A 17,699-nucleotide genomic window follows, 5' to 3' on the forward strand; every position below is an offset into this window, starting at 1 on the left:
GTCCGGGTTAAGTGCACACCATCGTGGTGGGCAACTCCCCGGATACTGCCCGGCTCATCAACCCGGCGCAAGAATGGTGTTCGTCGGACGGTTACTCAACGTGACGCCTTTGCCTCGCAGCTCCACGTGGACCTGGCCGTAGTCGGGCGGGGCGTAGACGACCGGGCTTCTTGCCGGGCCCAGCAGTTGGCGCTCCAGCGCTCCTTCGTCCATGGCCGCGATGGCTGGCCAATCAAGCCCGGCAGTGCTGGCGAGCTTGACGTATTTGGAGATGACGCCTTTGGAGAGCTGAAGCGACGCGGCAATCTGCTCGTAGGGCAGCTTGGCGTCCAGGGTCAAACGGAGTATTTCCTTGATCTTGCGCATGGTGATCTTTCGGGCGGGCATCTGGCTTCCTGCAATTAAATGCAGTGAGGCTACCTACCCGCCAGGGTGGTCTTGACTTGCGCAACTTCACTTTCAACCCAGGCCAGAGCCGCGTTCACGATGACTGGAATCGCTGTTCACGCCAGCGGAATCAGCGTTCACGCGCCCGGAATCGGTCCCCGCGAGCTACTCATTCCAGCGTTCACGTTCACTGGAATGGCTGTTCACGTTCGCCCGGAATACCCAGCTAGCATCGAGTTGGGTTCGTTGGGCCATGGAAATACGTTCTTTCTATGTCGGTCGAGGCTTGCCAGTCTATGCCATCGGGGGGGGGCCTCCGGCGGCCTGGCAGGGGCCTGATTGGAAAATCCCAAAACCAGAAACTTCCAAACAGGTTCAGTTTCAATGGTCGGGGAAATTACAGAACGAATGTTGCACTACCAGAGGCGATTGGAAGTGGTCGCCGAATTCGCCGCCGACCTGCGCCAATTGGGGCCGGCCAACTTTCTTTATGCGGATGCGGAGATTTGGTTTGCCCAAGGCCATAGACGCATACGCCGAGCGACCGGCCGTATCGAGCCGCCAGGTTTGTTCCGGTTGTCGCAACCATACAGTAGGGCGGACCAGTCTCTCTATGCCCGGGACGTGACGGTTGCGCCAGGCTTTGAGGCGGTAACGCTGATTGCCAGCGTTCCGCTCAGCACCGCAGACTGGCAGCCGTTTGTTGAAGGCGAAATCGTGGCCGTGTCTGCCGGGAGGGTGACCCCACAAGTGGCCTGAGCAAATGCAGGGAGCATCGACCAAAAGTAAATTGTGCGCCTGCGACCACGATGTGTGCGCCTATTGCTACGAGCATTTTCATGAAAAAGACCTGACCTGCGAGCACATCATTCCGTTGGCGCAAAAGGGCATCGACACCTGGATGAACGTTGTCACCGCGTGCCGCGAATGCAACCACCGCAAGAGCGCCCACACGTCTGAGCAAGCCAAAATGCCGCTTCTTTACACGCCTTATGTTCCAGCCTGAACTTGCTGGATTTCACAGACTTTAGAGGCTCTTCATCCCTTAGGTATTTTCAATCGGATCAAGCTGCAGTCCTTACAAATCAAGGGTAAGCAGCAATGTTTTGAAGTCAATTTTTTTATGCCTTGATCCGTATTCGCGCCTTAGCCAGACGCTCGTCCAGATAGGCACCGTAAAAATCAGGGATGTAACCGCCCGTCAGGCGCTCCGCGACTTCGACGCCACCCGGTCCAAAAAACAGCACCGTGGGAGCGACCCGAACACCCCAAGACTGAATCAGCTGCTCGTGCGTGGCTGAAGCCCCCCTGAAATCGTGGCTCACTTGCTTGGTGCGCATGTCTACCTGCACAACGTCCAAACCGCTCTGCTCGCGCATGGGGACTAGATGGCTTTCTCTTACTCCCTTGCAAAAAATACAACCCTCCAGACTGACCATAACAACCAGTGGATTACCTTTGCGCAAAGCATTGCGAAGCTCATCGGTCAGGGAAGCCGAAGGCGACAATGTTGGAACGCCCGCGGCAAAAAGGCGCGGCAATACCAGCGATGCTCCTGCGGCGACCAGCCACTGGCGTCGGCCACGGCCATATTCTGAAGTGGGGTAGCTCATCGTGCTTCGCTCTCCATCAAAAGATAAGTGTTGTAAGCATTCATGCGATTGGCCACGCCGAAGAGCGGCAGCGACTCAAAGCGGCTCCAGTCGGCGGCCAGATACGCGTCTTCAAAGGGTTCCATATTGCGCGCAGCCGGCCCCATGACAGAGCGAAGATAGACAAGATAGTCGCGCGTTGATTGCATGTCGGTACTCGCGTCCGTTGAAAGGGGGCCATGGCCTGGCACAACTACTGCGGCTCCAAAGCCCAGCAATGCATCGAGCGCCGCAATCCAGTGGCCGCTGTCGGCTTGCCCGACAAAAGGAATACGGCGACGGAAGACCAGATCACCGGCGAACAGCACTTTTTCTTGGGGCAGATAAACCACCAGATCCTCTGCTGTGTGGGCCGGTCCTACCGGTTGTATTTCGATCTTCACGCCACCGACGGTAAGAGTAATTGGGCCGTCAATCCACTGGTCAGCCGGTACCAGCACGGTTTTTTCGTCGACCCAAGGCGCAAGTGTCTGGCGGGAATCTTGAAGCCTTTTTACCGCCGTTACTGAACTCATATACTCTTTTGCAGCACGTTGAGCCAGGATACGTGCACCGGCCGCCTTGAAGGTTTGCAGGCCATAAATGTGATCTGCATGATAGTGTGTCACGATGACGTGTGTAACGGGCTGCTTGGTCACCTTACCAATCTCCGCCAGCAAGCGCTCCGCCAAAACGGGTGAACCCAATGCATCAATCACCACCACGCCGACCGGCGTCACCACAAACGCGGCGTTTGAGATAAAGTTTTGATTGGCAGGGGAACCCAGCGCAGACAACCCCTGCACATACCAGACGTTTGAAGATATCTTCTCCGCCGTCATCTCTGGCGAAGCTCCGGAAGCAGAACACACCCAACCGCAGCAACTAGCAAAGACGAACCATGCGCGAAACCACAAGATAACGGTTCTTGAACAAAAAATACACCGCAGCGTTGCCATCAGCGAGCCTTCTGAGTTGGCAGGGAACCTTACTCACACTTCGACAACGAAGCGCCCTGAATTCCCTGAAATATAAGTCATTATGGAACTAAAAAGAGCATCGGTTTTCCAGATCATTCCAACGTATTAGTGAAAAAAAGGGCGGTTGGCGGCGTCGACCTCTACGCTGGCCCGGCTACCAATACTTACGACCGGCCTGTGCAACTGCTGCCTGGGCATGGAAGCCGCACGTGGTGTATTTGTCCCCGCCGCCTTCCTGTTGCTGTACTCAAACAGGCAGTCGCAGACCCCTGCCTGGCGAGATGCGCGGATCCAAAACCCTCTCCGTGAGTCCATGAAGTCCCCGTATTTACCCTCGCAACATTTGCCAGCATCTACGGTACATTATTATTGACTAATATATTTTTTTGGGAATGAAGTTAATGATGCGAATGAAAAAATGGGCGTGATCGCACAGCCTGCAATGAATGCTTAGGGTGCAGTACAAAAACATATAAAACGGGCGCAAGCTCGGGCGGCCTATCAGCAGCACCAAATGAAATTCTAGGCCTATGCGCCGTGAATTTAGCCCGAAATATTTGGGCTAATACGCGGACGTGAGAACGTTCTTAAAGCTGAGAAAAAGCCTGCACAAACTTTTACCGGACCAACATATGTATAAGTCACTTTTAATGTTCTTTTTGGCGACTTGGGTGAGCCTTGTAGGCGCGCAAGATATCAAGGCCGTTTATCACGTCACCACTGGAATCGAAACTGCGTCTGCGGCATTGAACAACGTCAAAAATCATCTAGACGCCGACCCAAAAGCGAAAATTGTGGTCGTATCCAATGGCCAGGGTATCGACTTCATGCTTCAGGATGCCAAGGACAGCAAAGGACGTGAGTTCAGTTCTGCTGTCAGCACACTGGTTGGTCGCGGAGTCGAATTCAGAGTCTGCAACAATACCCTAACTACGAGAGATATTTCGCCTAGCGAGCTTCTTATGGAGGCAAAGATTGTGCCGTCTGGCGTATCGGAAGTCGCGAAGCTACAAGCTAGGGAAGGCTTTAGCTATGTCAAGCCATAACACTAGATTTATCGGGTGGTTTCGTACTCTTGTTCGATGGCGATCTGAGTACACATTGCCCGGCAAAGAGTCACCACCCGATCATTAATGATGCGGTAAAAAATCTGCACGCCATCGCGTCGCTTGGCAATAACGCCATTTTGGTACAGCGTGTTGAGGTGTTGCGACATGTTGGGTTGAGTCGTGACAATCTCGTTAAGCAGCTGACTAACATTCTTCTCGCCATTGCACAAACTGCTAATGATCTTTAGCCGCATCGGTGCTGACATCACGCGAAAGATTTCTGCCGCGGCCTCAAAAACCTGATCAGACTCCGTTGACGATGTCGGAGTCGGAGTCGGAGTCGGAGCTGAAGCAAGCTTTCCCATTGATTTTTTAGCCTATAGGGCTGCCTTTTAATGGTTTGAAAATAATTAATGTACGCTCATTCTGATGTACCAATTTGTTAGCGTCGAAATTCAGGATCAGAAAATGTTCATGGCATTGTTTGTCCTCCCCCGAGCCCTCTTTATGATCAAACGGAGGCATTTATTGACACTTTAACAGCGTGATGCTGAACATCAAAATGAGGATCTCAAACAATGAGACTATCAGGCCGGCAGTGATGGCCGGTCCGGGTCTGAGCTTGCTAGCCCTGCACACCATCGGCCTGGAGGTTTGGAGGGGCTCGTTCCGTGCTCTGAATGTGGCCGGTTGGCCTTTCACTCGAATGTCATAGGTGGTTCACCTGCAGTTGAGGTTTTTGTAACCAATGGCTGCGGGTTTTCGCTATTTCACCATTAAAAAAGGGCGTGACGCATTTGGTTGCTCATGATGCGCCAGTGCCTCAAACGCCGGCCTAACCTCGGCGAACGACGCGGCGTGGTGTGTGCGGACTATGCGGTTTCAGTTGACAGTATCTTGGCCGTACACAGAAGCGCATTGGTTTTCATCACGAGCTGAGACCCTGCGCTTCCTGTACACCTCGGATATCCAGATTGCTTTAGGTGAAGATGCTGGCTACGCGACAATAGCGTTATGCAAGTATCCGACATGTCTGACCTGACTACTCTCGTTCTATGCTCCGCATTTACGTTGTCAGTAGTATTCGGCGCCATTGCGCAAGGCACGCATTTCTGCACTATGGGCGCGATCGCCGATATAGTAACCATGGGCGACTGGACCCGCATGCGCATGTGGGTGTTGGCCGTGGCAGTCGCAGTGGTTGGTTTCAATGTCATGGTTGGACTGGGCTGGGTCCAGGCCGCCAACAGTCTGTACGCGGGGCCCAAACTGCTATGGGCATCCATGATTGCGGGTGGTCTGCTGTTTGGTTTCGGAATGGTACTAGCGTCCGGCTGTGGCAGTAAAAGCCTGGTTCGGCTAGGAGGTGGCAACCTCAAGTCTCTAGTCGTCTTGCTCGTTTTGGGCGTAACGGCCTTCGCGACGCTCAAGGGCATCACGGCAGTGTTGCGGGTCGGCACAGTTGATCGGTGGGCGTTCGAACTGCCTTCAGGGCAAGACCTACCGACCCTGATCGCTGCAACAACGGGCTTGTCGACGCGGGTACTTGCCCCCTTGCTTGGTTTGGCTGTGGGCGTGGTGCTGACGGCGTGGGTATTACGAAAACCCGCGGGTCGTACATTACAGGTGTGGCTCGGGGGTGCAGGAATTGGCGCCACCATCGTCGCGCTGTGGTGGGTATCGGGGTGGCTCGGGTATGTTGCGGAAGACCCTTCCACACTTCAGGAAAATTTCATTGGCACAAACTCGCGCCGGATGGAAGCTCTCAGCATGGCGGCGCCTGTTGGCTATGCACTCGACTGGCTACTGTTCTTCAGCGACAAAACCAAGGTCCTGACCATCGGCATCGTCAGTGTGGCAGGTGTGATTGGAGGCTCAACGGTCGTATCCCTTGCCACCGGCCGCTTTCGCTGGGAGGGCTTTGCGAACACCGAAGATACCGCCAATCACCTCGCTGGTGCTGCGTTGATGGGTGTAGGCGGTGTTACCGCGCTTGGCTGTACCGTTGGTCAAGGCTTGTCAGGCGTGTCTACTCTTTCGCTTGGAAGTCTGCTTGCAGTAGCCAGCATTCTCGCGGGTTGTATCCTCGCGCTGCGCTATCAAGAGCGGCGTCTGGATCGCATGGGGTAAGTGCTGGACTCTGTTGTTGGCGCTGACGCAAAATTGACCTCGCGGGGGTGCGGCGGAAATCTTGGACTGGTTTATGCCGGAATTCCAAGGCTATCCCGGTATTCGAGGGGACTAAGTGAGCCGAGGGATATTTTGATCCGCTTTTCGTTATACCAGCGGATGTAAGAGTCAACGACCTGAATGAATTGTTCAATGGTTGTGGCCTGCCAGTTTCGAGGGTAAAACAATTCCGTTTTCAGCCGCCCGAAGAAGCCCTCGCAGGCCGCATTATCTGGCGAGCACCCCTTGCGCGACATCGAGCGAATGAGCTTTGCATCGTCCATCCGGGTGAGCCAGCCAGGCCAGCGATAGTGCGCACCGCGATCAGAGTGGACGACGGGCCGGTCATTGCTGTTGGCCAGCGTCTCTATAGCAGCGTCCAACATCGTGTTCACGAGCTCGGCATCAGGCCGTGTGCCAACTGTCCAGCTGACAACCAAGCCATCGAAGCAGTCGATGATGGGCGACAGGTATACCTTGCCAGCCGGGATATGGAATTCCGTGATGTCAGTGAGCCACTTCTCATTCGGGGCTGCAGCCTGGAAGTCGCGGTTGATGAGATTGTCCGGGGCCGGGCTGATTTCTCCCAGGTACGAGCCGTATCGGCGCCGCTTCTTCACGGCCACAGACAGGCATTCCTGTCTCATCAAACGCTGTACGACTTTCTCCGAGAGGCAAAACTTCTGCCTGCCCAATGCCGCCCGTAGCCGTCGATAACCGTAGCAGCGGTGATTCCGTTCGAACACTTGTGTGATGGCAAGACGCGCATCTGCATACTTGTCGGCGAGCCGTAGCCGTGCCCGATGATAAAAGTAGGAGCTGCGGGCTAGATCAAGTTCGGCGAAGAGCTCTGGCAGCGCGTAGGTGTCTCTCAGGGCGTCAACCAGCCGGGTCTTCTCCTGGTTGCTCAGGAGCGGCAGGTCGACGCCCAGGCCTTTTTTTAACAGTTCATTGGCCTTCTTCAAGATATCGTGTTCAAGCTGCAGTTGCCGGACGTCGCGTCGAAGCGATTCGACTTGCCGCTCCAGCTCTGCCCGCTCAGGATCAGGCGGTGAATCGTTGTTGGGTTTCATGGATGCGGGAGCCTCAGGACCCAGTAATTGATTTTTCCATTGGTACAGCGTCGGCCTGCTCACGGCCAGCTTTTGTGCAATGGCTTGCGCACTTGTCTGCCGGGTGCACAGCTCGATGACGGCTGCCTGCTTTAGCGCTTGAGGGCGCGGCACGCTGCGCGCTTTGCCGACAATGCGTTTCCTCGTTTCGGGATGCAGCTCATCGACCCAGGCTGCGAGCGTATCGCGGCACGGGTATCCTAGTGCCTTCAGGGTTCCAGTCAGGCAGCGATCGTGGTCCAGGTAGTGCTGGGCGGCCACTTTCTTCTGTTCGTCTGAATACTTCGGCCTTAAAAGCACATAGCCCGCCGGCAAATCGCGGCTCTGTTCGTATTCTCGATGCCAGCTCTTAAGCGCGTTCTTTGTTGGGTACCCCAGCTGCCGAATGGTCGCTCCAGTGCGTTTGCCGAGTTTTATGTAGAGCCTGACGGCGCGAATGCGGTCTTCGTAAGAATACATGAACTACTTTCAAGTAGTCCAAGTTTTCCGCCGCACCCCCACAATTGAATTCCGTGAGCAGGCCCCGATCAAAGTCAGGGGTCGCGGCATGCGCAGCGTCCAAGACGTAGCCAACGATTTGAATATGAACGTGGGGACGTTGAGAAAGTGGACCAGCAAGTCCAATCAAAAAGTTGCAGCCAGTGCTCCCACGGCACCGCTGCCCGATGACCTGCCGGCGCAATCTTGGAGAGCAACTCCGCGTCTACAGGCGCTGCTCGAAACAAACGCCATGGAGCCGATGCAGCTACATGCTTGGTGTCGGGAAAAGGGATTTTTTGAATACCAGCTAAAGGCCCGGTGTGTTGCCGCCGAATGTCCTAAATGTCCCGGCAATTTAGAGCACTGCTTTCGTATCACATGTGACAGCCAATGTGTGGCGGAAGCTGTTGAGCAGCTTTGTTCCGCCTGTGCCGGCAATGGGACGTTGGTGGGTGTATGTTTGTTAGCGTAGATGTCAATTCGACACCGGCGGTAACATAATTACTTATTTAAACTGTCTAAACCGGCTTCCAGCCCGACGGCATTTTGAAGCTAAACCGCCGCCATGACCCGATCAAGACGCTGGCGCACCTCCGTCGCCAACGCATCAATTTCTGGTTTCCCGACCAGCTTCAACACCGCGTCCGTGTCCATGAATTCGACGCGGACATTGCCAGCCTCATCCTCGCGCACCACCACATTGCACGGCAGCAGCAATCCGATGGAGGGTTCAGCCTGGATGGCGCGGTGCGCAAGCGGGGGATTGCACGCGCCCAGGATGCGGTAGGGCGGCATGTCCTGGTTAAGTTTGGCCTTCATCGTGGCCGCGACATCGATGTCGGTGAGAATGCCGAAGCCTTCGTCGCTCAGCGCCTTGGTGACGCGGGCGACCGTTTCGGCAAAGGGGGTGGCGACTGATTTTCCGAAGCCATACTTTGTGTTCATCGAGTTCGTTGTGTTCACTGCGTTCTCCGTTAAATTTTGGGTGGTTGATTAAAAAAATAGGGTTAGGCAGGCGACTTTTGCCTCTCGAACCTCAGCGTTTTCGCGCGCGCAGCCACGCTGCGCGCAATTGCGATGGTCACGGACGTGTGGGTTGCGGGGGCAGCACCATCTCACCCTCAAGCTTGAAGAGTCGATCGGTAGGAGACACCGATTTGATATGGAGTGTGCCGGCGCCTTTCAGTCCTTTGAAGGTTCCCGTGCCGCCCACAACTTCCCAAAAACCGTTGTCGTTGATCTCGGGCTTGCCGTCCTTTCCGGGCAGGAAGATCGCTCGTACCGTCCATTTGAGATAAGCCAGGTTGCCCTCGCCTTTGGTGGCGACCAAATAGCCACTAGGGTCTCCGCTGACACCAGGAACGATATCGTGGCGGCCAAACTCTGAGATGGCCGCGTCATCCAGAAGACCGGTGCCAGCTGCGGTGCCTTCGCGGCGGACCATCAGGACGAAATGCCCCGAACCGTCCTTGAAGTCCAGCCTGATTTGTTCTTTGGGAACCATGACAGCCTGCACGTTGAGCGGCTCGGCCATCGCCAGCGAGCTGACGGCCGAGACAATGCTTAGCGCCAAAAGTGCGACAAGCCGGGCCGGTTTGAAGTAGGTGGGAGACATGGCTATTTCCTTTTAGTGCGTGTGAATAAACAGAAGTTGACGGCTGATGCGGGCTTGGAAATGTCACCGCATATCCATCCAATCCATCATGCTGAAATGCCTGAAGCCCATACCGACCAGTCCAAAAATGGCGACGAGGCCAATGAAGGCCAGAACAAGCACGACGATTTTCGACACTGATGCTCCTTTGGTCATGTGCCCTCCGGCGCAATCAACTTGTCTGCCTGCCGTGCATTGGAGCTGATGACCTGATTAACGAAACTTGAGAAGGCAGGCGATGTCCGCAGGTCGAATCCCATCGTTTGTGCGTGCGCAAAGGTCTGCTCAACCGTCCAGCCATTTTTCCTCGCTGTGCTCAATGCGAGCAGCAATGCCGCACGCGCCCCAGTGGCGCAGTGAAGCAAAAAGGGGCCTTGCTTGGTCTGCATTGCCACCTCCAAGTCGTCAATCTGGCGCTCTGAAGGCAGTGCTTTATTCACAGGAATGTTGATGTAGTCGAGACCATAGCGCTTTACCAGCGTCTCATTCGGAGAAGCGGTTTCGGACGGCAATCGGAAGTCGATCACAGTTTTGATCCCAAGCTGCCGTGCGTCTTCCAGGTCGTCGGGTGAAGGCTGCGGGCCAATGAAGACGTTATCTTCTACAGGTTTGAACTGGCTCATGATGATCCTTTGGGGTTGACGGCAATAAAAACAGGGTGGGTATGAAATGCGTGCACCGTCACGGCAAGCGACAGGCCGAAAATCAGATGCACTACAAGACTTGGATAAACGAAGGACCAGCCAAGTTGCCAGGGAAATGCGTCGCCAAAAATCGCTGGCAAGACCAGGGCATTGACGGTGAGGTAATAAAACGCCCCATAGAGCAAACCGTCGGCCAATGCAGGCGAGCGAGGAGACGTCCACCGCCAGAACAGCAGCAGCGGCATAGCTGACAGCCAGCCAATCAACAGATGCTGAACGAGCAATAGCATCTGCATCCAGGGCGCGGGCTGCAATCCAAAGAGGAACTCACCCAGTTTCGGTCCGTAATGTCCGACCCGCAGGCCCAAGGTCTTGAACCCAAAACCAAACGGCATCATCACGATTGAGGCAATCGTGCCGGACCGTACGGCTTCCTTCAGAAGTGAGGTCTGCGATGCGATGGGGAGAGTTTGTGTCACGGAGCGTCCCAGCCCCATTTCGCAAATATTTTGGCGCCCGCTGGAGAACGCAGGAACTCGGCGAAATCCTTGGCCAGTGGTGTTGCACTGCCCTTACGCGTCAACACGACACCCGCGTCCCGGTAAATCCGAAACGGCTCATCCATTTGTACGACTTCAGCCAGGTTCGGATTGGCCACCTGCCAGATATTCCAGATCAGCCAGGCGTCGATGTCTTTGTGTTCAATCCACTGCTGCTTGGCGGCGCCGCTGTTGGCCGCTTCTGGAAAGACCATGTTTTTTCGGAAGGCACGAACCATGCCGATGTCGCCAGTTCGCCCGGCAACATCTTCCCAAAGCCCTGTTTGGCCCGCGCCAGCGACAGTGAGCACCTTCACACCAGGCTTCAGTAAATCGTGAAAGCCCCGGATATTCTTTGGATTGCCGGGGCGAACCAAGATTGCAACGGGACGCAAGTAAAGAGGCTCGGCATCTCGCAGCTCGAAGGCCCCTGGCAACGCCTTGGCAAAATCGCTCATCATGTTTTCAGCGCCGCTGAACACGATATCAGCATCTTGTTTGGCTTTTTCAAGCCATTGAGTCGTCGGCCCGGCGGTGACGTTCACTGTCACGTTGTGGGCCTCGCCGAAGGCCTTGGCAGCTTCCTGCATGGCTGGTGCGGGTCCACCGGGGCCATAAACGTTGATCGCTTCTTTTGCCTCCGCGTGGGTTGCAGCAACGGCAACAGTGAACGCAACGAGAGGGAGCCATTTGGACAAGAGCCGGGGCAGTTTCATGAGGAGTCCTTTAAGGTGTGTTGGTGGCAAAGTGAGTCGAATAAGTCGCGTGGGTAATTGGCTGTCAGCCCTGAATGCTTTGCGTCATTTGAAGGCAGTATTTCTGCAACTCATTGGGCAGATGGTCCGGGCAGACGCCGCACTGCTGATTGCCCGGAACCGCGTAGTCGATGAACGTCGGATAGGGCAGGTTCAAGCTGGCCATGATCTGCTTGAATTCTTCCCGGGTACGCTGCTCGCCAAGCCGGGGGTTGCGTTTTTTCTCTTGTGCGACAGAAGAAACACGCCGACCTTTGTAGTCGTGCGCGGGATACACCAGCGTGTCCTCGGGCAGTGCAAACAGTTTTTCTGTGACGCTTGAGTACAGTGCATCGGAATCACCGTTCTGGAAGTCAGTGCGTCCGCAACCGTCGATCAGCAGCGCATCCCCGGTAAAAAGCCGCTCCCCAACCCGGTACGCAAAATGGCCTGCGGTGTGACCCGGCGTGTGCAAGGGCTGCAACTCGATGCTGCCCAGCTTGAGCGGCACGCCTTCTTCAATACCGACATCTGCGCAGGGCAGACGGTCGAAGGCCGGTGCAGCAATCTTGCTGCCCACCTTGTTTTTTAACTCAAGTGCCGCGGTGATGTGGTCGGCGTGGATGTGCGTGTCCACGCTGTAGGCCAGCGTCAGGCCCAGTCGGTAGAGCTCTGCCAGGTCGCGCTCAATGGCATTGATCACTGGGTCAATCAACACGGCCTGACCGGTTTCCTCACAGCCCAACAAGTAGGTGTAGGTGCTCGACACAGGCTCAAACAGCTGGCGAAAAATCATCAAAGCTCTCCTCAATCATTTTGAAACTTCATACCTTGTAATATACTATAAACAAATATATTGTAATTTTTCTGATTAACTGCTGGAGCTGATGAATGATGGACACCCCTGACAAACTGGACATGCAGGCGATGCAGTCGGCTGCTGCCAACGCCAGTCGATTGCTCAAAGCCTTGGCTAACCCGGACCGGCTGCTGCTGCTGTGCCAGCTCACGCAGGGTGAGCATTGCGTTAGCGAGATGGAGACCTTGGTTGGGGTGCTGCAGCCCACCTTGTCGCAGCAGCTGGCGGTGCTGCGCCAAGAGGGGTTGGTGACGACCCGGCGAGACGGCAAGCAAATTTTCTACAGCATTGCCAGCGAGGACGCACTGGCCGTGATGCAGGTGCTTTACCAGCGGTTTTGCGCGCCAGCCACCGGCGAAAAACCATGATTGATTGGATCCACTTCACGCCCTGGACATCGCTGGCCGGTGGGGTGTTGATTGGCGCAGCCACCGCGATGCTGCTGTTGCTCAACGGCAAGATCGCGGGCATCAGTGGCATCCTGGGTGGGCTGCTGCGCCCCAGCGCCGGTGGCATTGGCTGGCGCGTGGCTTTCATCGCCGGCTTGGTGGTTGCGCCGCTGCTGTATCAAATGGTCGCACCGCTGCCTGCGGTGCAAATCGATGCGGACACCGGTCTGCTCGTTGTGGCCGGTCTGCTGGTGGGGCTGGGTACCCGTTATGGCTCGGGCTGCACCAGTGGGCACGGCGTAAGTGGCCTGTCTCGGTTGTCACCGCGCTCCATGGTCGCCACAGCAGCCTTCATGGTGGCTGGATTCGCGGTCGTGTTCGTCGTTCGCCATTTGATCAATTGAGGAAATCATCATGCAACTGTTGATGGCTTTGTTTGCTGGCCTGATTTTTGGCCTCGGCCTGATTGTTTCGGGCATGACCGATCCGTCCAAGGTCACCGGTTTTTTGGATTTGGCAGGCGCCTGGGATCCGTCCCTTGCGTTTGTGATGGGCGGCGCGATTGGCATGGGTCTGATCGCATCTCGCTTGGCTCGTAGTCGGTCGAAGGCGCTGCTCGGTGGGCCGATGCAGCTGCCGACAGCACGCCAAATTGACCGCCGCCTGGTACTGGGCGGGTTGACGTTCGGTGTCGGCTGGGGCCTGGCGGGCTACTGCCCCGGCCCGGTGCTGGCGTCACTCGCTACAGGGGGCAACAAGCCGATGATCTTCACATTGGCCATGCTGGTCGGCATGGGCATTTTTGAAGTCCTGGAGCGCCGCGCCCAGTCCACTGCCGAAAAAACAGCATGACAGTGAATCTGACGCCCTACTTACCGCTGGCTGCGCCCATCGAAGGCCGGCAGCGCGAAGACTCAGCCGGGCGGACGGTATCGTGATCATCCTTGGACTAGGCCTGTTGGTTGGCATCATCCTGGCCTTGACCGGTGCAGGGGGCGGCATACTGGCGGTACCTCTGCTTATTTTTGGCGTCGGACTGAGCGTGGCAGAAGCGGCACCGATTGGCCTGCTGGCTGTGGGAATGGCTGCTGCGCTAGGTGCTGGCCTCGGTCTCAAAGCCGGCGCAGTGCGTTACAAGGCTGCTTTATTGATGGCTGGTAGTGGCATATTGTTTTCGCCGCTGGGCACTTGGCTGGCCCACAGAATGGACAACCGCTGGCTAGGCGTTTTGTTCGCCGGCGTCTTGCTGTTCGTTGCCTATCGGACGTTTCAAAAGGCCCAGGCAGAAGCTATTGAATCGGAACCTGGCAATCACCAAGCGCCGCCGTGCATTCGGGACGCCGAAAGCGGTCGGTTTGTCTGGACGACTCGTTGTGCACGGTCCGTGGCGCTATCGGGAACGGTGACCGGATTTTTGTCGGGTTTGTTGGGCGTCGGCGGTGGTTTTGTACTGGTTCCAGCCTTGCAGCGCTACACGGACTTGTCGATGAAATCAGTGGTGGCGACATCATTGGCGGTCATTGCCCTGGTGTCGGCCAGTGGTGTGCTGTCCAGTACGCTCGCCGGTCACCTGAACTGGGCCATCGCGATTCCGTTTTGCGGCGGTGCGCTCGCAGGAATGATGGGTGGTCGGCTCATTGCATCTCGACTGGCCGGGCCGCAGCTGCAAAAGGGATTTGCTGCAATTTCAGCATTGGTAGCGATCGGCATGATCGGCAAATCGTTTCTGTGAGTGGCGGCTACGCCAGCTATCTGCTGCCCAAAAACCCATCAGGAAACGGCTATCTTTTCGATGACACTCGGGCCAACACATTCGAGCAAGTCTCCCACCTGAACGCGGTCATGCAGGTACCTTTGCCATACGGGGCACACGTTCACGATACGGACGCTGCAGCATGCGCAAGCCGAGGGGACCGAAGCGGCACTGTGGGGCGCGATTCGGGCGCTGCAGGAGCGGCGACTGATACTGCGCCGGATGGAAGTGCTGCAGCGCCAGGACGGGGATCTGACCGCTGCGAACCGCCTGCAAACGCAGGAGCGCCAACTGGCAAGCCAAGCCAAGCCAAGTCGATGCGCTGCAACGCCTGGTCGAGCGAATGCCCGAGCCGGTCGAATGACCAGATTCCGGCGCGCGTTACGGAACCTTTGAGAACCCACGGCGAAGCCGCTTCGGTAGGCAGTTCAGCAAACCGAACCGAAGCACTGGCCCGACATTACAAACTTCGCCCAGCAAATAAGACGATTCGCCCGGCTCAAGTCAACCGCCAAGTGGCTGGCGGCGCTACCGGCGGTCGGCCCGGTCGCTGATGATGGGCTATGCCTCGCTCCCAGATCCAACTGAAACCGCCCCTTCTTGGTCATCGCCAAAACATTGGCTAGGGCCAAAGAAGGGTCTGACTAGCTGACGGGCTGGTTTCTGCCAACTGCTGACTGTCATCTTGGAACTGCGAAGGTGACGAACTGGCAGTATTCAAAGACGGATCAAGTCCACTGCAATATAGGGCAAGCGCCGTGCTCCACATCCCACACCCTCGCAACTATCTCGCCCGGTAAAGCCATTGGCCGCCCCGATCCGAGAGGTAATTGGTTTACTCACCAGTCAGTAATTAAGCGTACAAATTAGGGAACTGTGTCGTTCGATATTTCTCCTACGTGGTATGAAACGAGATGGACGCAAATTGGCCCACAACACGCTGCAAGAAATGCGGGTTCTGGCGGTGCAACGCATGAACGAAGGCGAGCATCCGGGCGATGTAGCCGCATCGCTGGGAATGCACCGCTCCTGGGGCTACAAGTGCCGTGCAATGGCCAAGGGACGGGGACACGGACTGCGGGCACTGCGCTCCACTAAAGGACAGGACGTCCGCGCAAGCTCACCCCCGCACAAGAACGCCAAGTCTTTCGCCGGGTCAACGGCAAGCGCCCCAACCAATACGGCTTTGACGTCGGACTATGGGCGCGCCAAATCGTGCAGGAGGTTGTGCTCGAGCGCTTTGAAGTATCCTTCTGGCTGGCCAGCATTGGGGCGCTCCTGGCCCGCTTAGGGTTGACAGCGCAAAAGCCCCTGCAGCGCGCCTACCAGCAGGACCCCGACGCAGTAGCGCGCTGGAAGAACGAGACCTACCCAGCCATTGCGAATGAAGCCCAAGGCAGCGGGGCCGAAATTCTGTTCTGGGATGAGTCTGGCTTTCGTGCCGATGCAGTGCATGGCAAGACCTGGGCACCCCGTGGGAAGACCCCGGTGGTTGAACGCCCAGGGCAACGCCAGAGCATCAGTGCCGCATCGGCCGTCAGCGCCAAAGGTGCTTTCTGGTTTGCCACTTACAAAGGCGGTTTGACGGGGGAGTTATTCGCCGAGTTGCTCAAGAAATTGATGCGCCGGCGTAAAAAACCGGTGCGTCTGGTGGTCGATGGACTGCCTGCCCACAAGTCAGCTTGCGTCAAACAATATGTGGCCAGCACCCGCGGGAAACTGCTACTGCACTTCTTGCCCGGTTATGCCCCAGACCTCAATCCAGACGAATTGGTATGGAGCTACGCCAAGCGTACGGGCGTGGCGCGCTCACCGCTGAAGGCGGGTGAAAATCTGCAATGCCGTGTGGATGCGCAGCTGCAAAATATCGCGAACGACTCAGCCCTGGTGAAGGCATTTTTCCGCCATCCTTCTGTCTCCTATATTACTGACTGGTGAGTAAGCGGGACAAAGGCGCTCAGTTCAAGACCTCCATGGCATTGGAGCGTTCACTCTGGCTCCCGAACATTTTCCACAACTCAAACACGGGTCAAACTAGACCTGTCAAAAACTGGCTCGTGGCAACACTTGTGAGGAGATTTTTGATACGCTGACTTTGCAGCTCAAAATTCTTTGGAATTTCGCTTTTCCATATAACGCGAGCAAGCAGTCCAAGGTAATGACTTGGCAGTGGGCTTGATCGTAATTCTGTGAAGGCAGCTTGGTATTCTGTAATCAGATGAATTACGCAAAGACAGAAATTACGTTACGAAATTAGACAAGGAATTCAAACCAAATGGAAACTAACACTGACCCTACTGGCAAAGGTAAGCCTGGGCGTAAAGGCCTTACAGCAGAGCAGGTTCATAGCACTGCCGATTTGCTCATCGTAGGCGGCGTAGAGCTCACTAATTTGGTGGTCAAAAAAATTATCGGTGGAAGCTATTCAACGATTGGCCCGTTACTTCGTCAATGGAGAGCAGCCAAGAGATCTTTAGCCTCGACCACTCAAATTCCAGAAATGATGGTGAAGGCATTGGAGGCGCATGCCAAGGCAGCGTGTTCCGAAGCTGATAAAAGGTGGCGAATTCAAATGGACGCTGCGACTGCGGACGCTGAGTCGCTGGAAGAAGAGTCCCATCGGCTTCTCATTGAGCGAGACGCACTCGTCCAGGAGGTTGCATCTATCCGCTCAGACCGGGACAGTCTTTCTGGCAGGTGTACACAGCAGGAGACAGAAATTGAGCGCGGTCGAGTTGCGGAGGCAGCAGCACGAGCAGCTGAGCTAGAAGCCGGGGTAAATCTTGGTAAAGCTGAGTTGGAGCGCAATGAATTGCTTCGCCACGCAGCGGAGATCGAGCGTGAGGTTGATATTTTTCGGCGCCAGCATTCTCAGACCCTAATTGAACTGAACGCTACGAAGATTGAATTGGCAACTTACCGGGGTCGATTGGAAATAATTACTGATCGAATGTTTGATCCACCAAGTGCGCCAGCGCCACATGTTGTTCAAGCGCATGAGAGTTAAGTCAAACCCGCTCTGACACGAATGCGTTTAGTTTTTCCAATCAGAGAAGACGTTCTTTTTATTTGAATCGGTGCCGTTCTGGTCGCGAAGCCGATATGGATTTTTTAGTTATCGGGCGGTGGGTCTGGATACAAAAGACCACCGCCCGATAACTGGCCCCGTACCCAACTCGAAGAGGTGGGGGCGCGTAGCGAAGGGGCCTGCGATGGTGACGAATGTGACCTTGCCCCTGGATTCCGTATCCCATAACCGAGATCATGAACGGGCTTGATGGGCCTGAGCCGCAAGCCAGTTTTCCTCAAACTGCATCGG

At 55.9% G+C, this 17,699-nt stretch carries 22 protein-coding genes and 1 pseudogene; 11 read left to right on the top strand and 12 right to left on the bottom strand.

What is annotated here, in order from left to right; genetic code table 11:
* Nucleotides 1–57 precede the first annotated feature (57 nt).
* Nucleotides 58–366, bottom strand: a complete 309-nt coding sequence (locus tag RCH06_RS17915; RefSeq protein WP_442799713.1) for a hypothetical protein — start codon at nucleotides 364–366, stop codon at nucleotides 58–60.
* Nucleotides 367–726: 360 nt separating this feature from the next.
* Between RCH06_RS17915 and RCH06_RS16890 the strand changes: the two genes are divergently transcribed.
* Complete coding sequence (locus tag RCH06_RS16890; RefSeq protein WP_327082628.1) at nucleotides 727–1,146, top strand: class II glutamine amidotransferase; 420 nt, start codon at nucleotides 727–729, stop codon at nucleotides 1,144–1,146.
* A gap of 19 nt (nucleotides 1,147–1,165) precedes the next feature.
* A pseudogene (locus tag RCH06_RS16895) lies at nucleotides 1,166–1,390 on the top strand (HNH endonuclease); the annotation flags it as partial.
* 118 nt (nucleotides 1,391–1,508) lie between these two features.
* Here RCH06_RS16895 and RCH06_RS16900 read toward each other — a convergent pair.
* On the bottom strand, nucleotides 1,509–2,000 hold the full coding sequence (locus tag RCH06_RS16900; RefSeq protein WP_327082629.1) for a thioredoxin fold domain-containing protein: 492 nt from the start codon (nucleotides 1,998–2,000) through the stop codon (nucleotides 1,509–1,511).
* A complete protein-coding gene (locus tag RCH06_RS16905) occupies nucleotides 1,997–2,860 on the bottom strand; it encodes an MBL fold metallo-hydrolase (protein ID WP_327082630.1) in 864 nt (287 codons plus the stop codon). Before RCH06_RS16905 ends, RCH06_RS16900 begins: the two co-directional genes overlap by 4 nt.
* Nucleotides 2,861–3,630: 770 nt before the next feature.
* Between RCH06_RS16905 and RCH06_RS16910 the strand changes: the two genes are divergently transcribed.
* Nucleotides 3,631–4,044: a DsrE family protein gene (locus tag RCH06_RS16910; protein WP_327082631.1), complete on the top strand. Its 414-nt coding sequence runs from the start codon at nucleotides 3,631–3,633 to the stop codon at nucleotides 4,042–4,044.
* Nucleotides 4,045–4,052: 8 nt separating this feature from the next.
* Here the strand turns inward: RCH06_RS16910 and RCH06_RS16915 are convergent, their stop codons facing one another.
* Nucleotides 4,053–4,412 carry an ArsR/SmtB family transcription factor gene (locus RCH06_RS16915; protein ID WP_327082632.1) on the bottom strand — a complete coding sequence of 120 codons (360 nt, stop codon included), beginning with the start codon at nucleotides 4,410–4,412 and terminating at the stop codon, nucleotides 4,053–4,055.
* A 649-nt stretch (nucleotides 4,413–5,061) separates the two neighbouring features.
* Here RCH06_RS16915 and RCH06_RS16920 point away from each other — a divergent pair.
* On the top strand, nucleotides 5,062–6,177 hold the full coding sequence (locus RCH06_RS16920) for a YeeE/YedE family protein (protein ID WP_327082633.1): 1,116 nt from the start codon (nucleotides 5,062–5,064) through the stop codon (nucleotides 6,175–6,177).
* A gap of 71 nt (nucleotides 6,178–6,248) precedes the next feature.
* Here the strand turns inward: RCH06_RS16920 and RCH06_RS16925 are convergent, their stop codons facing one another.
* Entirely contained in the window at nucleotides 6,249–7,787 is a 1,539-nt protein-coding gene (locus RCH06_RS16925; protein ID WP_327082634.1) for an IS3 family transposase, read from the bottom strand.
* Between RCH06_RS16925 and RCH06_RS16930 the strand changes: the two genes are divergently transcribed.
* Complete coding sequence (locus RCH06_RS16930) at nucleotides 7,786–8,280, top strand: hypothetical protein (RefSeq protein ID WP_327082635.1); 495 nt, start codon at nucleotides 7,786–7,788, stop codon at nucleotides 8,278–8,280. The two genes, RCH06_RS16925 and RCH06_RS16930, sit on opposite strands and share 2 nt — an antisense overlap.
* An 80-nt stretch (nucleotides 8,281–8,360) precedes the next feature.
* On the opposite strand, the gene RCH06_RS16935 is transcribed toward RCH06_RS16930, so the two are convergent.
* The 7 genes from RCH06_RS16935 to RCH06_RS16965 all read right to left on the bottom strand — a co-directional run bounded on the left by RCH06_RS16935 (nucleotide 8,361) and on the right by RCH06_RS16965 (nucleotide 12,175).
* Nucleotides 8,361–8,771 carry a DUF302 domain-containing protein gene (locus RCH06_RS16935; protein ID WP_327082636.1) on the bottom strand — a complete coding sequence of 137 codons (411 nt, stop codon included), beginning with the start codon at nucleotides 8,769–8,771 and terminating at the stop codon, nucleotides 8,361–8,363.
* A 118-nt stretch (nucleotides 8,772–8,889) separates the two neighbouring features.
* Nucleotides 8,890–9,423, bottom strand: a complete 534-nt coding sequence (locus tag RCH06_RS16940; protein ID WP_327082637.1) for a hypothetical protein — start codon at nucleotides 9,421–9,423, stop codon at nucleotides 8,890–8,892.
* A 63-nt stretch (nucleotides 9,424–9,486) separates the two neighbouring features.
* Nucleotides 9,487–9,618, bottom strand: coding sequence for a hypothetical protein (locus RCH06_RS16945; protein WP_327082638.1), 132 nt, complete (start codon nucleotides 9,616–9,618; stop codon nucleotides 9,487–9,489).
* A complete protein-coding gene (locus tag RCH06_RS16950) occupies nucleotides 9,615–10,085 on the bottom strand; it encodes a beta-lactamase hydrolase domain-containing protein (protein WP_327082639.1) in 471 nt (156 codons plus the stop codon). Before RCH06_RS16950 ends, RCH06_RS16945 begins: the two co-directional genes overlap by 4 nt.
* The gene (locus RCH06_RS16955; protein WP_327082640.1) at nucleotides 10,082–10,585 is read right to left on the bottom strand and encodes a hypothetical protein; all 504 of its coding nucleotides are present in this window, start codon (nucleotides 10,583–10,585) and stop codon (nucleotides 10,082–10,084) included. Before RCH06_RS16955 ends, RCH06_RS16950 begins: the two co-directional genes overlap by 4 nt.
* Nucleotides 10,582–11,361 carry a substrate-binding domain-containing protein gene (locus tag RCH06_RS16960; protein WP_327082641.1) on the bottom strand — a complete coding sequence of 260 codons (780 nt, stop codon included), beginning with the start codon at nucleotides 11,359–11,361 and terminating at the stop codon, nucleotides 10,582–10,584. Before RCH06_RS16960 ends, RCH06_RS16955 begins: the two co-directional genes overlap by 4 nt.
* A gap of 64 nt (nucleotides 11,362–11,425) precedes the next feature.
* Nucleotides 11,426–12,175, bottom strand: coding sequence for an MBL fold metallo-hydrolase (locus RCH06_RS16965; protein ID WP_327082643.1), 750 nt, complete (start codon nucleotides 12,173–12,175; stop codon nucleotides 11,426–11,428).
* 95 nt (nucleotides 12,176–12,270) lie between these two features.
* Between RCH06_RS16965 and RCH06_RS16970 the strand changes: the two genes are divergently transcribed.
* The 6 genes from RCH06_RS16970 (at nucleotide 12,271) to RCH06_RS16995 (ending at nucleotide 17,387) form a co-directional block, all read left to right on the top strand.
* The gene (locus tag RCH06_RS16970) at nucleotides 12,271–12,606 is read left to right on the top strand and encodes a metalloregulator ArsR/SmtB family transcription factor (RefSeq protein WP_442799714.1); all 336 of its coding nucleotides are present in this window, start codon (nucleotides 12,271–12,273) and stop codon (nucleotides 12,604–12,606) included.
* Nucleotides 12,603–13,031, top strand: a complete 429-nt coding sequence (locus RCH06_RS16975) for a YeeE/YedE family protein (protein WP_327082644.1) — start codon at nucleotides 12,603–12,605, stop codon at nucleotides 13,029–13,031. Before RCH06_RS16970 ends, RCH06_RS16975 begins: the two co-directional genes overlap by 4 nt.
* A gap of 10 nt (nucleotides 13,032–13,041) precedes the next feature.
* Nucleotides 13,042–13,479, top strand: coding sequence for a YeeE/YedE family protein (locus tag RCH06_RS16980; protein ID WP_327082645.1), 438 nt, complete (start codon nucleotides 13,042–13,044; stop codon nucleotides 13,477–13,479).
* Between the two features lie 79 nt (nucleotides 13,480–13,558).
* Nucleotides 13,559–14,359: a sulfite exporter TauE/SafE family protein gene (locus RCH06_RS16985; RefSeq protein WP_327082649.1), complete on the top strand. Its 801-nt coding sequence runs from the start codon at nucleotides 13,559–13,561 to the stop codon at nucleotides 14,357–14,359.
* Between the two features lie 925 nt (nucleotides 14,360–15,284).
* Nucleotides 15,285–16,318, top strand: a protein-coding gene (locus RCH06_RS16990; protein WP_442799715.1) for an IS630 family transposase whose coding sequence is annotated in 2 segments (ribosomal slippage) — nucleotides 15,285–15,477 and nucleotides 15,477–16,318 — 1,035 coding nt in all. Because the reading frame shifts where the segments join, the coding sequence is not laid out codon by codon here.
* Between the two features lie 337 nt (nucleotides 16,319–16,655).
* Nucleotides 16,656–17,387 carry a DNA-binding protein gene (locus RCH06_RS16995; RefSeq protein ID WP_327082647.1) on the top strand — a complete coding sequence of 244 codons (732 nt, stop codon included), beginning with the start codon at nucleotides 16,656–16,658 and terminating at the stop codon, nucleotides 17,385–17,387.
* Nucleotides 17,388–17,699: the final 312 nt, after the last annotated feature.

It is taken from the genome of Polaromonas sp. CG_9.5, from assembly GCF_035984465.1.
GTDB lineage: Bacteria > Pseudomonadota > Gammaproteobacteria > Burkholderiales > Burkholderiaceae_C > Polaromonas.

Excerpts from the sequence above, each read along its gene's own strand:
- RCH06_RS17915 (WP_442799713.1), bottom strand. The coding sequence starts at position 366 with ATGCGCAAGATCAAGGAAATACTCCGTTTGACCCTGGACGCCAAGCTG.
- RCH06_RS16900 (WP_327082629.1), bottom strand. The coding sequence starts at position 2,000 with ATGAGCTACCCCACTTCAGAATATGGCCGTGGCCGACGCCAGTGGCTG.
- RCH06_RS16905 (WP_327082630.1), bottom strand. The coding sequence starts at position 2,860 with ATGACGGCGGAGAAGATATCTTCAAACGTCTGGTATGTGCAGGGGTTG.
- RCH06_RS16910 (WP_327082631.1), top strand. The coding sequence starts at position 3,631 with ATGTATAAGTCACTTTTAATGTTCTTTTTGGCGACTTGGGTGAGCCTT.
- RCH06_RS16915 (WP_327082632.1), bottom strand. The coding sequence starts at position 4,412 with ATGGGAAAGCTTGCTTCAGCTCCGACTCCGACTCCGACTCCGACATCG.
- RCH06_RS16920 (WP_327082633.1), top strand. The coding sequence starts at position 5,062 with ATGCAAGTATCCGACATGTCTGACCTGACTACTCTCGTTCTATGCTCC.
- RCH06_RS16930 (WP_327082635.1), top strand. The coding sequence starts at position 7,786 with ATGAACTACTTTCAAGTAGTCCAAGTTTTCCGCCGCACCCCCACAATT.
- RCH06_RS16925 (WP_327082634.1), bottom strand. The coding sequence starts at position 7,787 with ATGTATTCTTACGAAGACCGCATTCGCGCCGTCAGGCTCTACATAAAA.
- RCH06_RS16940 (WP_327082637.1), bottom strand. The coding sequence starts at position 9,423 with ATGTCTCCCACCTACTTCAAACCGGCCCGGCTTGTCGCACTTTTGGCG.
- RCH06_RS16945 (WP_327082638.1), bottom strand. The coding sequence starts at position 9,618 with ATGACCAAAGGAGCATCAGTGTCGAAAATCGTCGTGCTTGTTCTGGCC.
- RCH06_RS16950 (WP_327082639.1), bottom strand. The coding sequence starts at position 10,085 with ATGAGCCAGTTCAAACCTGTAGAAGATAACGTCTTCATTGGCCCGCAG.
- RCH06_RS16960 (WP_327082641.1), bottom strand. The coding sequence starts at position 11,361 with ATGAAACTGCCCCGGCTCTTGTCCAAATGGCTCCCTCTCGTTGCGTTC.
- RCH06_RS16965 (WP_327082643.1), bottom strand. The coding sequence starts at position 12,175 with ATGATTTTTCGCCAGCTGTTTGAGCCTGTGTCGAGCACCTACACCTAC.
- RCH06_RS16970 (WP_442799714.1), top strand. The coding sequence starts at position 12,271 with ATGATGGACACCCCTGACAAACTGGACATGCAGGCGATGCAGTCGGCT.
- RCH06_RS16975 (WP_327082644.1), top strand. The coding sequence starts at position 12,603 with ATGATTGATTGGATCCACTTCACGCCCTGGACATCGCTGGCCGGTGGG.
- RCH06_RS16980 (WP_327082645.1), top strand. The coding sequence starts at position 13,042 with ATGCAACTGTTGATGGCTTTGTTTGCTGGCCTGATTTTTGGCCTCGGC.
- RCH06_RS16995 (WP_327082647.1), top strand. The coding sequence starts at position 16,656 with ATGGAAACTAACACTGACCCTACTGGCAAAGGTAAGCCTGGGCGTAAA.